Origin of the sequence: Streptomyces sp. NPDC059895 (assembly GCF_042731035.1) — a bacterium.
Lineage (GTDB): Bacteria > Actinomycetota > Actinomycetes > Streptomycetales > Streptomycetaceae > Streptomyces.
Genome location: NZ_JBHWKO010000021.1, coordinates 58,475 through 73,158, shown reverse-complemented (window position 1 = coordinate 73,158; position 14,684 = coordinate 58,475). Strand labels below are relative to the sequence as shown.

Below are 14,684 nucleotides of genomic sequence, written 5' to 3'. Positions count from 1 at the left end.
GACCGGGAGTACGCCTCCGTGGCCACGTTCCTCTACAAGCTGGGCCGACTCGCCTTCCGGCGACGGCACTTCTTCGCCCTGATCTGGGTGGCGCTGCTGACGCTCGCCGGTGTCGGCGCCGCCTCCGCGCCCGCCGCCGGCAGCACCTCCTTCTCCATCCCCGGCACCGAAGCGCAGAAAGCTTTCGACCTGCTGGAACAGCGCTTCCCCGGGATGAGCGCCGACGGCGCCACCGCCCGGGTCGTCTTCCAGGCCCCCGACGGCGAGAAGATGACGGACGCCGCCCACAAGGCCACCGTCGAGAAGACCGTCAAGGAGCTGTCCGACGGCTCCGAGGTCGCCTCCGTCGCCGACCCCTTCCAGGCCAAGGCCGTCAGCGAGGACGGCACGATCGCCTACGCCTCCGTGAAGTACGACGTATCCGGCATGGAGCTGGAGGACTCCTCCCGCGAGGCGCTGGAGGACGCCGCCGAGAACGCCCGGGACGCCGGCCTGACCGTCGAGATCGGCGGTGACGCGCTCCAGACGACGCCCGAGACCGGCGCCACCGAGATCATCGGCATCGCCGTCGCCGCCGTCGTCCTCGTCATCACCTTCGGCTCGCTGATCTCGGCGGGCATGCCCCTGCTGACCGCGCTCATCGGCGTCGGCATCGGCGTCTCCTCGATCACCGCGCTCGCCAGCACCCTCGACCTCGGCTCCACCACCTCCACCCTGGCGATGATGATCGGCCTCGCCGTCGGCATCGACTACGCCTTGTTCATCGTCTCCCGCTACCGCGCCGAACTGGCCGAGGGCCGCGCCCGCGAGGAGGCGGCCGGCCGCGCCGCCGGCACCGCCGGCTCCGCGGTCGTCTTCGCCGGCCTGACCGTCGTCATCGCCCTCGTCGGCCTCTCCGTCGTCAACATCCCGATGCTGACGAAGATGGGCATCGCGGCGGCGGGCACGGTGGCCATCGCCGTCCTGATCGCCCTCACCCTGATCCCCGCGCTGCTCGGCTACGCGGGCCGCAAGGTCCGCCCGGCCGGCGAGAAGGGCAAGCTCCTCGGCGGCGGCCGCGCCAAGTCCGCCGAGAAGGCGGCCAAGCCCAACATGGGCACCCGCTGGGCGAGCTTCGTCGTCCGCCGCCCGGTCGCCGTCCTCCTCCTGGGCGTGATCGGCCTCGGTGCGGCGGCCGTCCCGGTGTCCTCGCTGGAACTGGGCCTGGGCGACGACGGCTCCCAGCCCACCTCCACCACCCAGCGCCGGGCCTACGACCTCCTCTCCGAGGGCTTCGGCGCCGGCTTCAACGGCCCGCTGATGGTCGTCGTCGACGCCAAGGGCAGCGACGACCCGCAGGCCGTGTTCTCCGACGTCGGCGACGAGATCAAGGGCCTGAGGAACGTCGTCACCGTCACCCCGGCCACCCCCAACGAGGCCGGCGACACGGCGACCATCACGGTCATCCCCGACGCCAAGCCGTCCTCCGTCACCACCGAGGACCTGGTCCACGCCATCCGCGGCAAGGGCACGGACATCAAGGCCGACACCGGCGCGGAGATCCTCGTCACCGGCTCGACGGCGATGAACATCGACGTCTCCCAGAAGCTCAACGACGCCCTCGTCCCGTACCTCGTGCTGGTGGTCGGCCTGGCCTTCCTCCTCCTCATCGTGGTCTTCCGCTCGATCCTCGTCCCGCTGAAGGCGGCCCTCGGCTTCCTGCTCTCCGTCATGGCGGCCCTCGGCGCCGTCGTCGCGGTCTTCCAGTGGGGCTGGTTCGCGGGCCTGATGGGCGTCGAGGAGACCGGCCCGGTCATGTCGATGATGCCGATCTTCATGGTCGGCGTGGTCTTCGGACTCGCGATGGACTACGAGGTCTTCCTCGTGACCCGCATGCGCGAGGCGTACGTCCACGGCGAGGCCCCCGGCCAGGCCGTGGTGACCGGCTTCCGGCACGGCGCGCGGGTCGTCACCGCCGCCGCGGTGATCATGATGGCGGTGTTCGCCGGCTTCATCGGCTCCTCCGAGTCGATGGTCAAGATGATCGGCTTCGGCCTCGCGATCGCCGTCTTCTTCGACGCCTTCGTCGTCCGCATGGCCATCGTGCCCGCCGTCCTCGCCCTCCTCGGCAAGAAGGCCTGGTGGCTGCCGAAGTGGCTGGACCGCGCCCTGCCCAACGTCGACGTCGAGGGCGAGGGCCTGCGCGCCCACGACGACGACGCCGACCGGGAGTTCGCCCGGGCGTAGCGCGTCGGGCGACGTGAAGACCGCCGGTGAGGGTTCCGTGGGGACGGGGCGCCCTCACCGGCTTCTTCGTGTCCGGCTTCTTCTTCCGGCGTGGCTGTCACCCACGTTCGGGTGAAGGGGTGGCCGCGACGGGGTCGGACGGGGCTGTTGAACAGATGGTTTTGGTCATTCACTGCATAGATGGACATTACAGGTGACCGTCACTGATATGTGAACGATCTGTAACGGGAGGTGTGGATCGGGCGTTCCGGGAGTGTCAGGTGGTCCGATGCCGGTGCCGCGGCCGAACCCGGCCGCCATCGCACCTCCCGAGGAGACCCCGTGCTCGTTTCCCCCGTGTCCTCCGTGTCCCCCGTTTCGACCCGTCGTCTGGCGGTCGCCTCGCTCGCGGCCGCCGCAGTGATCGGCGCCGTGGCGGTCCCGGCGTCCGCCGCCGGCCAGCCGCGCGCCGACCGGCCGAAGGTGGAGATCAGCGACGTGCAGTACGACGCGCCGGGCCACGACACCCGCGCCAACCGCTCCCTCAACAAGGAGTGGGTGGAACTGACCAACACCACCCGCCGTGAGGTGAACCTCGACGGCTGGACCCTGTCCGACGAGGACGGCGACACCTACACCTTCGACCGCTACCGCCTCGCCGCCCGCGCCACCGTCCGCGTCCACACCGGCGAGGGCCGCGACACCCGCACCGACCTGTACCAGGACCGCGGCCGCCACGTCTGGGCCAACGACTCCGACACCGCGACGCTGCGCAACGAGCGTGACCGCGTCGTGGACGAGGTGTCGTGGGACCGGGACCGCCAGGACGGCGACCGCCACCACGGGGGCCGTCACGACGGGGGCCGTCAGCACGGGGACCGGCACGACGAGGGCCGTCACCATGGCGGTGGCCGTCAGCACGGGGACCGGCACGACGGTGGCCGTCACCACGGCGGGGACCGTTTCTGACGGCATTGCGTGACCGGCGGCGCGTTCGGCCCACCCCTCGGGCCGGGCGCGCCGCTCACGCATGTCCCGCCCTGGTGCCCCCCACTCTCACCTCCGCCCACACCGTCTTGCGCGGCAACGGTCCCGGTACGACGCCCCAGCGGTCCGCGAGGGCGTCCACGAGGAGCAGCCCCCGGCCGCCCTCCGCGTCCCCGTCCGGGCGGCCCGGCCGGGGGAGCCGGTCGCCCCGGGCGTCCGTGACCTCGATGCGGAGGGTGTCCGCGACGGCGTTCAGGGTCAGCCGGAAGTCCCGCCCCGGGACCCGCCCGTGCGTCGCCGCGTTCGTCGCCAGCTCGGCCACGATCTGCGGCGCGGTGTCCAACGGCAGCCCCCACTCCCGGAGCTGCTCCGTCGTCAGCAGGCGGGCCAGACGGGCGGCGCGGGGGGTGGGGGACAGGAGGACGGTGAAGTGGCGGGAGGGGGAGGTGAGATTGATTTCAGGGACACGCGTCTCGTGATTCATGTGACTCAGCGTGGTGGATCGGACTTGCTTGAGTGAGTGGCGATGCCTGTGCGTAGCGGGACTGTCCCAGCTCTGTCCTGTGCTGTCTCAGCTGTCTCGGTGTCGTCCGGGTACGACTGCGCGTTGGAGGTGGGTGAGCTTGAACGAAGCTGCGGACGAGGCTGGGTGGGATGTACAGCCCGGGGACGAGATCGCGCCGGTCGTGGAGACCGTGGGGCGACTGGTCAAGCTGTATCGGGAGGCGGCGGATATAAGGGTCGTCGATTTGGCGGGCACGCTCCGGTACGGCGAGGACATGATCCGCAAGATCGAGCGCGGTGACCGAATCCCTCGGCCTGAGTTCCTGGACAAGGCGGATGAGGCGCTGGGAGCGCGGGGAGTGCTGAAGGCATTCAAAGAGGACATGCGAAGAGCTCGGTACCCCAAAAAGGTGCGGGAGCTGGCCGATTTGGAGGCGCGAGCGGTCGAAATGCTCCTCTACAGCAACCACAACATCCATGGACTGTTGCAGACGCCGGAGTATGCGACCGCACTGTTTGACATGCGGCAGCCTTCTCTACTCCGGGGCATTGTCGAGCAGGAGGTGGCTGCCCGCACGGCCCGCAAATCGATCTTCGAGAAGCAGCCTGCACCTGCCCTCAGCTTCATCCAGGAGCAGGTGACGTTGGAACGTCCTCTCGGCGGTAGGGCGGTGCTGCGGCGACAGCTCGAAAGCCTCCTTCAAGTAGGGAACTTGCGAAACGTGTCGCTTCAGGTCATGCCGACTGACCGTGAGGAGCACGCCGGCATTCCTGGCCTGATCGAGGTGCTGAAGTTCGCGGATGGGACGGCTGTTGGCCGCTCTGAGGGTGCGTTCAACGGTCGCCCGGTGTCAGACCCAAAAGACCTTCGGATCCTGGAGTTGCGCTATGGGATGATCCGGGCGCAGGCTCTCACACCAAGGGAGTCACTGGCCTTCATCGAGCAAGCGCTGGGGAGACTATGAGCAACGCGGAACTCCACTGGTTCAAGAGCAGCTACAGCAGCAGCAACGAGCCTGGCGACTGCGTCGAGGTCGCCCTGGACTGGTTCAAGAGCAGCTACAGCGACAGCAGCAACGGCCATGACTGCGTCGAAGTGGCCACGGCTCCCGCCACCATCCACATCCGTGACTCCAAGAGTCCCGCCCACGGCATACTCGCCGTCGCCCCCGCCGCCTGGACGGACTTCCTCCGGCACGCCACCGCCCACGGATAACCGGGTCGCATGTCCCGTGCACGCACCGCTACCGTGCGCGCATGACGACGACTGGAGCTCACCCCCGTTTCGCCGAAGCCCTGGATGCCCTGGGGCTCGGTGACCTGCACCCCCGTATCCGGCGCTTCCCGGACGCGACGCGTACGGCCGCCGAGGCCGCCGCCGCGATCGGGTGCGACCTCAGTCAGATCTGCAAGTCGCTGATCTTCGCGGCGGACGGGGTGCCGGTGCTGGTGCTGATGGACGGGGCCTCGCGGGTCGACGTCGGCCTCGTGCGGAAGGAGCTCGGCGCCGAGAAGGTGACGCGGGCCGACGCCGGCGTCGTACGGGAGACGACCGGGTACGCGATCGGGGGCGTGCCGCCGTTCGGGCACCGTACGCGCACGCGTGTCCTCGCGGATCGCGGGCTCCTCGCGCACGACGTCGTGTGGGCCGCCGCGGGCACCCCGCACACGGTGTTCCCCATGGCCCCCGCCGAGCTGGTCGAACGTGCCGGCGCGACGCTCGTGGACGTGCGCGAGCGCACTGCGTGACCCCGCTGGTCACGGCGGCGGTCCTGCTCGCCGCCGTCACGCACGCCGCGTGGAACGCGATCGCCCACCGCATCACCGACAAGCTCACCGGCTTCGCCCTCATCTCGGGCGGCGGCCTCCTCATCGGCCTCGCACTGATGCCGTTCACAGTTGTCCCCGCGGCGGCAGCGTGGCCGTACCTCCTCTGCTCCGCCGCGATCCATATCGCGTACTACGCGCTGCTGATGCGGTCGTTCCGGCTGGGGGACTTCGGGCAGGCGTACCCGATCGCGCGCGGGTCCGCGCCGCTCGTCGTGACGGTCCTCGCCGCCGTCTTCGCGCACGAGGTGCCGGACGGCTGGGCGGCCGCCGGGATCGCGCTGTCCTGCGCGGGGCTGACGGGCGTCGCGCTGTGGGGGCTGCGCGGGCGGCGGCCCGACTGGGCGGCGATCGGCGCGGCGCTCGCGACCGGCCTCTCCATCGCCGCGTACACGGTCGTGGACGGCCTGGGTGTACGCGCCTCCGGGTCCTCCCTCGGCTACATCGCCTGGCTGATGGCCGTCCAGGGGACCGTCCTCCCGGCGTACGCCGTCACCCGCCGGCGGCGGGAGACCTGGACCGTCCTGCGGCCCTTCGCCACCCTCGGCCTGCTCGGCGCCGCCCTGTCCGTCGCCGCCTACGCCCTCGTCCTGTGGGCACAGACCCGCGCCGAACTCGCCCCGATCGCGGCCCTCCGCGAGTCGTCGATCATCGTCGGCTCGGCCATCGGTGCCGTGTTCTTCAAGGAGAGGTTCGGCGCGCCGCGTATCGCCGCCGCGGGACTGCTGGTCCTCGGGATCGGGCTGATGCTGCACGCGGGGTGAGGGCAGGGCCGGGTGCGTGCCTGCCTCCTCGGCACTCGCTTCGGGGCCGGTCTCGAACGGACGAGTGGCAGGGCTGATGGTGGGCACTTAGGGTGACGTTGTGAATCCACTCGGTGATTGGTGGAGGTAGTGATGAGCACCCACGAGGAGACCCCGAGGCCGAGCCTTCCGCGGTTCGAGGAGGCCCGACCTCTCGGACCGCAGGACGCGGCATTCGTCCAGGAGCTGGTCGCCGTCCTGGAAAGGCACGGCAACCTCGACCGCTTCGGCCTGTGCCTGCTGCACGACCACTTCCCTCTCGACGAGGGCGAGATCCTGACCGAGACGACCGACGCGGCGACGCGTACCCTCCACACCCGCGTGGAGAAGGCGAACCGGACCAGGCACGGCAAGCCCACCCAGTGGCGGTTCCTCCCGGGTGTCGATCACTCGCGACGCGTCGAGTCCCCCGGTGAACCCTACGAGGTCGTCCTGCTGTGCGACCCCTACAGCGGATGCCCGCCCCGGAAATGACGTCCGCCGCGTGGCGGTTGCTTCTGCTCGCCGTCGCCCTGCTCGGGTGCTGGGCGGTGTCGCCGGTCCAGGCGCACGCCGTCGACGCGCGCAAATGCCGGACGATCAGGGAACCGCAGAAGGCGAAAGTCGCCACCGAGATCTCCTTCAGCCAGAAGCGCCCCGAGTTCGTCGAGGTGTCACAGGTCACCACCATCGAGGTGCCGAACCGAAGCGGCGGCGAAGTGGACGACCTGATACTCAGCCCGGACGCGCCCGATTACCGCCGTGCCCTGCGCTGCCTTTTGCTCGGGCAGAGCGCATCGCGGAAAATCAACCTCAACGTGTGGCACCCGGAATGGCGATCGACCGACGACCAACCGGTCACGCACAAAGGCGCGGTCGTCGTCACGTATGAATCATGGAATCTCATCCGCTCCGCCGGAATGTTCGAAGTGGGCCCTTGGACGGTCGAGGCCGGACCCGCGGGCTGGAAAGTGACCCTTCACCCACCGAATGCTCTGCTCAAATCCTCGTGGCAGCGGATCGAGATCCGTCCGGGCGGCCTGCAGATCAGTGACGCACCCGAGGCGCCCGAAGTGTCGATCACCGAAAACGACAGCAGGGTGTGGAGCGGATACAAGCCGGAATCCGGAAAGGCGATCTACGTCGACCTGACACCGCCACGGATTCATGCCGCGGAGGGCAGCGCTTCCTGGATCCGCTCTCTGGGCGTCACCTCCTGGTGGTTCTGCGCCTCGGCCGTGATCGCCGCGTCGGCATGGCCTCTCCGCAGGAAGATCGATCTGGCCAAAACAGTTCTGCAGTGGGCGGGGGTGAGTGCGGCCCTCGGCCTGACGTTGCTGTTGCTGCTCCGCCCGTCTTCCGGCGTGAACCCTTGGCGCGCGTTCATCGGCATCGTGTCGGGTTTCACCCTGGTGCTCACCGCGCGGCCGTGGCTCCCGTTGAGACAGGGCTCCGACGACCCCGACACGGGATTGAGGAACCGCAAGATGGTGGTCGTCACTTCCGCGGGGGCAGCGGCGGCGACCGGTCTGTTGGTGATCCTCGCCCCCCACCTCCTGGGCCTCCCGGATGATCTGATGCCGAAAGCCCGGCCGCCGGTCACCGGCATTGCCGGACTGGCCCTCCTCGACTTCTGCATGCTGTGGCTGTGGCTGGCCGCGATCGCTGCCTGGGCGTGGCGTTTCGCACGAGAAGGAAAGTTCGGCGATTTCGCAGGTGAAGGAGAAAACCCGAGCGCAGGCGAACCCGAGCACCCCGAGTCTTCGGAGGGAACCCAGGCCGCGTATCTCCTTCGCCGTGCCGTCGTGGTCGGGGCCACCCTGGCCGTCGTATCGGCCGTGGTGGTGGCGTGCTGTGTGCTCTCCTTCCATGTGAGATGGGAACGCGCCGACTGGATGGGGGACGCCAGTTCTCTCCTCGGTATCGGTTACAGAGGTGCCCTGAGTCAGCAACTCGCGCGTTTCGCGTTCTTGGGACCACAGTGGATATACGCCTACACGTGGATGCTGGCCGGAATAGCGCTTGTGGCGCTCCTTCACAGCAAGAACAGGACCGGACCGGAGACGTCCCTGGGGCCGGAGAGAGTGGATCTCCTTTTGGTGACCGCCGTCTTCGCCATCGTCGTGGCGATGAGAGGAATCACCGTCCCGGGAAGGGTGGCGGCGGTGTACGGCCTCTGGCTGCCGCTGAACATGGTCGCGCTCTACGTCGTGGTGAAAGTGGGGCGCCGCTGGTCGGTACTGAGCCGGGTGGACCGGAAAGCGGAGGCGCCTTGCGTCGTAGCGGAACTGAGTGATGCGGCAAAGCACGATCAGCTGATGGAGGACTCCCGCCGCTGCCGCGATCTGCTCCTCCGGCTCCACCTCCTCAACCACGCGGGCGCAGAGGGAACCGAGAGAAGTGACCTGGAGGAACAACTCGACTCGCTGCACCACTGGCAGCCGGTCGGGTGTCGCCACAGCTGCCTACCGGACCCCGTGTCCGTTGTCGACGTCGCCCTCAGCTGGGGACCGCAGCCGCGTTGGTGGGCGAACGCCCTCAATGCCGCGCGCTGGGCCGCCGTCTTCGGCATTCTTCCCAGCGCGGTGACCGCCTGGTACCAGCTCCTGAGGGGAGGTAAGCACAGGTCCTTCACCCTCGACCAGCTCACCGGTATCCCCGATGTGATCGGGATGTTCCTTACGCGAGAGATCTCGTTCGCCGGTGCGGGACTTGTTCTCGGCGCCCTGTGGCGTGTACTGCCTGGAGAGCGCGGCCCCATGCGGGCCCTGAACCTGTTCGTCGCCTGGTTCCTGCCCATCATGGTCCTTGCCGCGCTCACCCACGCCGACGGTCTCCAAGAAGTGGGCGTGCAGATCCTGAGCGCCATCCTGATGCTCATGGTGCTGACCCTGACGAGCATGTGGATGGACACCGACACGTTCCGTCGTGAACGGCCTTACTGGACCAAACGCTTCAGCCTGCTGAGATCGATCTACCAGATGCACGGCCTTTCCGGGCAGTTCGCCTGGCTGCTCACACAGTTGGCGGCAGCGGCGGTCATCTGGCAGGCGATCGACCTCCAGTGACCGCCGACCGGAACGGCCCTCGCGGTCCCGGTCACGGCCGACGCCGGCCCGCCCCGGGACCCGGGCGACCCCCCTGACTACCGTGACGCCATGCCCCGGACGACGCAGCTCACCCCCGACGACCTCGACGCCTACTTCCACCGGATCGGTTGGGAGGGGGAGCGGCGGGCCGACGTGGGCACGCTGCGGGGTGTCCATCTGGCGCACGCCCACTCCATACCGTTCGAGAACCTCGACCCCGTCCGCGGGACCGCCCCCTCCCTCGCGACCGCCGATCTGGTCGCCAAGCTGGTGCGCGGCGGGCGCGGCGGCTACTGCTACGAGCACAACACCCTGTTCGCAGGCGTCCTGGAGGCGCTGGGGTTCGCCGTGACCCGGCTCGGGGCGCGGGTGGTCGTCGGCGCGGAACGGTTCGAGGACCGGCCGCGCACGCACATGGCGCTCCTCGTTCAGGCCCCCGGCGACCCTCGGCCGTACCTCGCCGACGTCGGCTTCGGCGCCCCGGGCGCCCTCCTCGAACCGGTCCCCCTGGTTCCGGACACCGCCTTCGACGCCGCCGGGCGCCGGCACCGGCTGGTCCACGCCCCGCACCGCGGGCCGCTGGAAATGTGGGTGCTGGAGATGCACGGGGAGGGAGCGTCGCTGACAGGCGGCTGGCGGCCCCAGTACGTCTTCACCGTCGACCCCTTCGAGCGCCCCGACTTCGAGGTGGCCAACTGGTACGTCGCCACCAGCCCGCGCTCCCCGTTCAGCCGACGCCCCTACGCCCAGCGCGTCACCGCCGGCCGCCACCTCCTCCTCGACGGCACCCGCCTCACCGAGACCCGCGCCGACGGCACCGTCACCGAGCGGGAGCTCACCGAGGAGGCGGAGGTGCGGCGCGTGCTGGAGGAGGAGTTCCGGATCGCCGTACCGGAGGGCACGACGCTGCTGGGCTGAGCCGCGCGTGGGTGCGGCGGACCGCCGGGAGGCGCACCCTGGAAGCAGATGTTCCGGAGGTGATCCTGATGATGAAGACCACGGTGGGCTGGCACGTCGACATGGAGTTCCAGGAGGACGACCAGCACACGCGCGCGGTCGCGATGGTGCGGCTGCCGGACGGGAGCGAGGTCAAGGCCCAGGGGCACGCCAGCCGTCACAGCATCGACGCCAACCAGCCCCGCGTCGGCGAGGAGATCGCGGGCGCCCGCGCCCTGAACGAGCTGGCCATGCAGCTCTTGACCAAGGCCCACACCGAGATCGACGAGGCGTCGGGCCGTACGTCCCACCCGATCCACGTGTGAGCCGCACCGGGCGGCCCGCGCCCCGCCGGACGTAGGGGCGGGCCGCCCACACCACGCCCACTCCTCACGCCCACATCCGCGGCCATGCGCGGCCGCGACCGCCGTCAGCCGCGCTGAAGCAGCGCTTCCCGCACCGCTCGCACCAGCGCCTGCGCCCGCGCGTCCGCCGTCACGCTCGACCGGAACCCGTTGGTGACGTACCCGAAGGCGATGCCCGACTCGGGGTCGGCGAAGCCGAGCGCCCCGCCGCGGCCGGGGTGGCCGAAGGAGGCGGGGGACAGCAGCGGGGACGCGGCGCCGTGCAGCATGTAGCCGAGGCCGAAGCGGGTGCCGACGACCAGGACGCGGTCGGGGCCCGCCGAACGCTCCGTGCGCGCCGCCTCCGCCGTCTCCGGCGTGAAGAGCCGGGTGCCGCCCTCCGGCGCGCCGATCAGCGAGGCGTAGAAGCGGGCCAGGCCGTCCGCGGTGGCGATGCCGTTGGAGGCGGGCAGTGCGGCGGCCCGGTAGGCGGGGTCGTTCTCGTCGGGCATCGGGGTGATCGCGGCGAAGGCGCGCCGGGTGAGGGAGGCGGGGTCGGCGTAGGCGTCGGCGACGGCCCGCTTGGGCCGGGTCCGCAGCGCCCCGGCCTGCGCGGGCGCCTCGACCTGCCCGACGCGTCCCACGCGCGCGGCCCGCTCCGCCGGCAGCCCGAGCCACAGGTCGGCGCCGGCCGGCCCGGCGATCTCGTCGGCGATCCACGCGCCGATCGCCCGCCCGGTCACCCGCCGCACCAGCTCGCCCGTCAGCCAGCTGTACGTCTGCGCGTGGTACCCGTGGTCCGCGCCCGGCTCCCACGCCGGCGCCTGCGCCGCGACCGCGGCCGCGCCGACATCCGGATCGGCGGCCTCGGCGGGCGTCAGCGGCCGGTCCAGGACGGGGACGCCCGCCCGGTGCGCGAGCAGGTCCCGCACGAGGGTCCGCTCCTTGCCCGCCGTCTTGTATTCGGGCCAGTACGCCCCCACGGGCGCGTCGAGGTCCAGCTCGCCCCGCTGCCAGAGCAGCAGGAGTACGGCGGCGGCGACACCCTTCGTCGCGGACCGCACGACCTGCGCGGTGCCCCGCTCCCAGGGCGCCCCGCCGGTCACGTCCCGGGTGCCGCCCCACAGGTCGACGACCCGCCGCCCGTCCCGGTAGACGGCCACCGCCGCGCCCCGGTCGCCGAGCGCCTCGAAGTTCCGGACGAACGCCTCCCTGACCGGCTCGAAGCCCTCGGCCACCGCACCGTTCACGACCACGCCCGCACGTCCTCTCGACTCGCCTTCGACTCTGGGGGGAACGTTTGCCCCAGGCCTGGGATTCCTGCGACTGTTTGCCCGGCTCAGCCGAGGAGAATCGTCACGTCGATGTTGCCGCGCGTCGCGTTCGAGTACGGGCACACCTCGTGCGCCGCGTCCACCAGCCGGGCGGCGAGGTCGGCGTCCAGGACGGGCAGCGAGACGCTGAGGGCGACCGCCAGGCCGTAGCCGTGGCTCGTGTTCGGGCCGATGCCGACCTTCGCGGCGACCGTGGAGCCGGTGAGGTCGTATCCCGCCCGGTTCCCCACCAGGATCAGCGCGTTGTGGAAGCAGGAGCTGTAGCCGGCCGCGAACAGCTGCTCCGGGTTGGTGCCGTTGCCGTCGCCGCCCAGCTCCGGCGGCATGGCCACCTTCAGGCCGATCTGCCCGTCCTGGCTGGTGACGAAGCCGTCGCGGCCGCCGTGCGCGGTGGCCTCGGCGACGTACACGATCTTCGTCGGACGGGTGTCGACTGCGGTGCCGTCGGTCATGGCAGGCCTTCCCCGGGACAGGGCGCACCGGTGTGTGGCGCGCGGAGATACGGGGTGCGCGGAGATACGTGGTGCGCACAAATACATCGTGCACAAGGTACTGGCTGGTAAGTCGGCAGTCGTCACCTGGGGGTACGACCCTGGGTAACCCGGAATCAGCGGGATCAGCGGGAACAGCGGGATCGGAGTGACGGAGGGATCGGAGTGACGGAGGGATCGAGGGATCGAGGGATCGAGGGATCAGCGCAAGCGCTGCGCGGCGGCCTCCGCGCGCTCCGCGAGCGCCCACACCTCCGCGCGCAACCGCGCCGCCTCCGCCGCCCCGAGCCCCGTCGCCGCGCTCAGGGCGCCCGGCACGCGGGCCGCGCGCTCCCGGAGCTCCTCCCCGCGCCCGGTGCACGCGACCAGCACCGAACGCTCGTCGCGCGCCGCGCGCTCCCGGCGCACCAGCCCCGCGCCCTCCAGCCGCTTCAGCAGCGGCGACACCGTGCCGTAGTCCAGCCGCAGGGCCGCGGCCAGCTCCTTGACCGTGGTCTCCCCGCGCTCCCACAGCACCAGCAGCACCAGGTACTGCGGATACGTGAGGCCGAGCTCCTCCAGGAGCGGGCGGTAGGCGGACGTCACCGCGCGCTGCGCCGCGTACAACGCGAAGCACAGCTGGTCGTCGAGAAGCAGCGAGCCCTCGGTCTCCTGGTTCGTCACGCGCCCATTGTCACGGACCGCGGGTCGAACCCGAACGGCAGCTCCAGACGGTGGGCGCGCATCAGCTCCTCGTCGGAGAGCAGCCCGCCGGTCGGGCCGTCCGCCGCGATCACGCCCTCGCTGAGGATCAGCGACCGCGGGCACAGTTCGAGGGCGTACGGCAGGTCGTGCGTGACCATGAGGACGGTGACGTCCAGGGAGCGCAGGATGTCGGCGAGCTCCCGGCGGGAGGCGGGGTCGAGGTTGGAGGACGGCTCGTCCAGGACGAGGATCTCCGGCTCCATCGCCAGGACCGTCGCCACGGCGACCCGGCGGCGCTGGCCGAAGGACAGGTGGTGCGGCGGGCGGTCCTGGAAGCCGGACATGCCGACCCGCGCGAGCGCCCGGTCCACGCGTTCCTCCAGCTCGGCGCCCTTGAGCCCGGCCGCCGCCGGACCGAACGCCACGTCCTCCCGCACGGTCGGCATGAACAGCTGGTCGTCCGGGTCCTGGAAGACGATGCCGACCTTGCGCCGGATCTCGGCCATGTGCCGCTTGCCGACCGCCAGCCCGGCGACGGTCACCGTGCCGGTGCCGCCGGTGAGGATGCCGTTGAGGTGGAGCACGAGGGTCGTCTTGCCGGCGCCGTTCGGTCCGAGCAGCGCCACCCGCTCGCCGCGCGCGACGGAGAAGTCCACGCCGAACAGGGCCTGGTGGCCGTCGGGATAGGCGAAGGCCAGACCGGCCACTTCCAGCGAGGGCGGGGGTGTCGCAGCAGCAGTCACAGGGCCCATCCCACCACGCACACGACGAGGGCGGCGAACGGCAGGGTCAGTGCGTACGACCACTGCGCGCGCGAGGCGGTCACCTCGTCGATCACCGGCATGCTCCCGGCGTACCCGCGGCTGACCATCGCCAGGTGCACGCGCTCCCCGCGCTCGTAGGAGCGGATGAACAGGGCGCCCGCCGACTTCGCGAGCACCCCCCAGTGCCGTACGCCCCGCGCCTCGAACCCGCGCGACTCCCGCGCGATCCGCATGCGCCGCATCTCGTCGGTGATGACGTCGCCGTAGCGGATCATGAAGGACGCGATCTGCACCAGCAGGGGCGGCAGCTTCAGCCGTTGCAGGCCGAGGAGGAGTTCGCGCAGTTCGGTGGTGGCGGCCAGCAGCACCGACGCGGCGACGCCCAGGGTGCCCTTGGCGAGCACGTTCCAGGCGCCCCACAGGCCGTTGACACTGAGCGACAGGCCCAGGACCTCCACCCGCTCGCCCTCCGCCACGAACGGCATCAGCACCGCGAACGCGACGAACGGCACCTCCACCAGCAGCCGCCTCAGCAGGAAACCGGCCGGCACGCGCGCGCGGAACGCGACCACGGCGAGCAGGACCGCGTACAGGCCGAACGCCCACATCGCCTCCCGCGGCGTCGACACCACGACCACCACGAAGGCGAGGGCGGCGGCGAGCTTGGTGTGCGGCGGCAGGGCGTGCACGGGCGAGTGCCCGTGCCGGTAGAGCCGGTGCGCGTGTCCCGCGCCCAT

16 protein-coding genes are annotated in these 14,684 nt (G+C 70.8%); 10 read left to right on the top strand and 6 right to left on the bottom strand.

What is annotated here, in order from left to right; all coding sequences use genetic code 11:
* Positions 1–18 precede the first annotated feature (18 nt).
* Positions 19–2,226, top strand: coding sequence for an MMPL family transporter (locus tag ACFV9M_RS23655; protein ID WP_385067664.1), 2,208 nt, complete (start codon positions 19–21; stop codon positions 2,224–2,226).
* Positions 2,227–2,547: 321 nt separating this feature from the next.
* Positions 2,548–3,174: a lamin tail domain-containing protein gene (locus ACFV9M_RS23650; protein WP_385067661.1), complete on the top strand. Its 627-nt coding sequence runs from the start codon at positions 2,548–2,550 to the stop codon at positions 3,172–3,174.
* 55 nt (positions 3,175–3,229) lie between these two features.
* Here the strand turns inward: ACFV9M_RS23650 and ACFV9M_RS23645 are convergent, their stop codons facing one another.
* Positions 3,230–3,676, bottom strand: a complete 447-nt coding sequence (locus tag ACFV9M_RS23645; protein ID WP_385067658.1) for an ATP-binding protein — start codon at positions 3,674–3,676, stop codon at positions 3,230–3,232.
* A 139-nt stretch (positions 3,677–3,815) separates the two neighbouring features.
* Between ACFV9M_RS23645 and ACFV9M_RS23640 the strand changes: the two genes are divergently transcribed.
* From ACFV9M_RS23640 to ACFV9M_RS23605, 8 genes are all read left to right on the top strand, one after another.
* The gene (locus ACFV9M_RS23640) at positions 3,816–4,661 is read left to right on the top strand and encodes a Scr1 family TA system antitoxin-like transcriptional regulator (protein WP_385067656.1); all 846 of its coding nucleotides are present in this window, start codon (positions 3,816–3,818) and stop codon (positions 4,659–4,661) included.
* Positions 4,658–4,912: a DUF397 domain-containing protein gene (locus tag ACFV9M_RS23635; RefSeq protein ID WP_385067653.1), complete on the top strand. Its 255-nt coding sequence runs from the start codon at positions 4,658–4,660 to the stop codon at positions 4,910–4,912. Before ACFV9M_RS23640 ends, ACFV9M_RS23635 begins: the two co-directional genes overlap by 4 nt.
* Positions 4,913–4,953: 41 nt before the next feature.
* Complete coding sequence (locus tag ACFV9M_RS23630; RefSeq protein WP_385067650.1) at positions 4,954–5,445, top strand: YbaK/EbsC family protein; 492 nt, start codon at positions 4,954–4,956, stop codon at positions 5,443–5,445.
* Positions 5,442–6,287 carry an EamA family transporter gene (locus ACFV9M_RS23625; protein WP_385067648.1) on the top strand — a complete coding sequence of 282 codons (846 nt, stop codon included), beginning with the start codon at positions 5,442–5,444 and terminating at the stop codon, positions 6,285–6,287. The genes ACFV9M_RS23630 and ACFV9M_RS23625 overlap by 4 nt, the downstream gene beginning before the upstream one ends.
* Before the next feature lie 132 nt (positions 6,288–6,419).
* A complete protein-coding gene (locus ACFV9M_RS23620) occupies positions 6,420–6,800 on the top strand; it encodes a hypothetical protein (RefSeq protein ID WP_385067646.1) in 381 nt (126 codons plus the stop codon).
* Positions 6,782–9,373 (top strand): DUF6185 family protein, encoded by a 2,592-nt coding sequence (locus ACFV9M_RS23615; RefSeq protein WP_385067644.1) that lies wholly within the window; start codon positions 6,782–6,784, stop codon positions 9,371–9,373. Before ACFV9M_RS23620 ends, ACFV9M_RS23615 begins: the two co-directional genes overlap by 19 nt.
* Before the next feature lie 90 nt (positions 9,374–9,463).
* Entirely contained in the window at positions 9,464–10,312 is an 849-nt protein-coding gene (locus tag ACFV9M_RS23610; RefSeq protein ID WP_385067642.1) for an arylamine N-acetyltransferase, read from the top strand.
* Between the two features lie 68 nt (positions 10,313–10,380).
* Positions 10,381–10,656, top strand: coding sequence for a DUF1876 domain-containing protein (locus ACFV9M_RS23605; protein ID WP_385067641.1), 276 nt, complete (start codon positions 10,381–10,383; stop codon positions 10,654–10,656).
* A 104-nt stretch (positions 10,657–10,760) separates the two neighbouring features.
* Here the strand turns inward: ACFV9M_RS23605 and ACFV9M_RS23600 are convergent, their stop codons facing one another.
* The 5 genes from ACFV9M_RS23600 to cbiQ all read right to left on the bottom strand — a co-directional run bounded on the left by ACFV9M_RS23600 (position 10,761) and on the right by cbiQ (position 14,684).
* On the bottom strand, positions 10,761–11,930 hold the full coding sequence (locus tag ACFV9M_RS23600) for a serine hydrolase domain-containing protein (RefSeq protein WP_385067638.1): 1,170 nt from the start codon (positions 11,928–11,930) through the stop codon (positions 10,761–10,763).
* Positions 11,931–12,013: 83 nt separating this feature from the next.
* Positions 12,014–12,460 carry an organic hydroperoxide resistance protein gene (locus tag ACFV9M_RS23595; protein WP_385067635.1) on the bottom strand — a complete coding sequence of 149 codons (447 nt, stop codon included), beginning with the start codon at positions 12,458–12,460 and terminating at the stop codon, positions 12,014–12,016.
* 240 nt (positions 12,461–12,700) lie between these two features.
* Complete coding sequence (locus ACFV9M_RS23590) at positions 12,701–13,162, bottom strand: MarR family winged helix-turn-helix transcriptional regulator (protein ID WP_385067633.1); 462 nt, start codon at positions 13,160–13,162, stop codon at positions 12,701–12,703.
* Complete coding sequence (locus ACFV9M_RS23585) at positions 13,159–13,935, bottom strand: energy-coupling factor ABC transporter ATP-binding protein (RefSeq protein ID WP_385067631.1); 777 nt, start codon at positions 13,933–13,935, stop codon at positions 13,159–13,161. Before ACFV9M_RS23585 ends, ACFV9M_RS23590 begins: the two co-directional genes overlap by 4 nt.
* A complete protein-coding gene (cbiQ, locus tag ACFV9M_RS23580) occupies positions 13,923–14,684 on the bottom strand; it encodes a cobalt ECF transporter T component CbiQ (protein WP_385067628.1) in 762 nt (253 codons plus the stop codon). Before cbiQ ends, ACFV9M_RS23585 begins: the two co-directional genes overlap by 13 nt.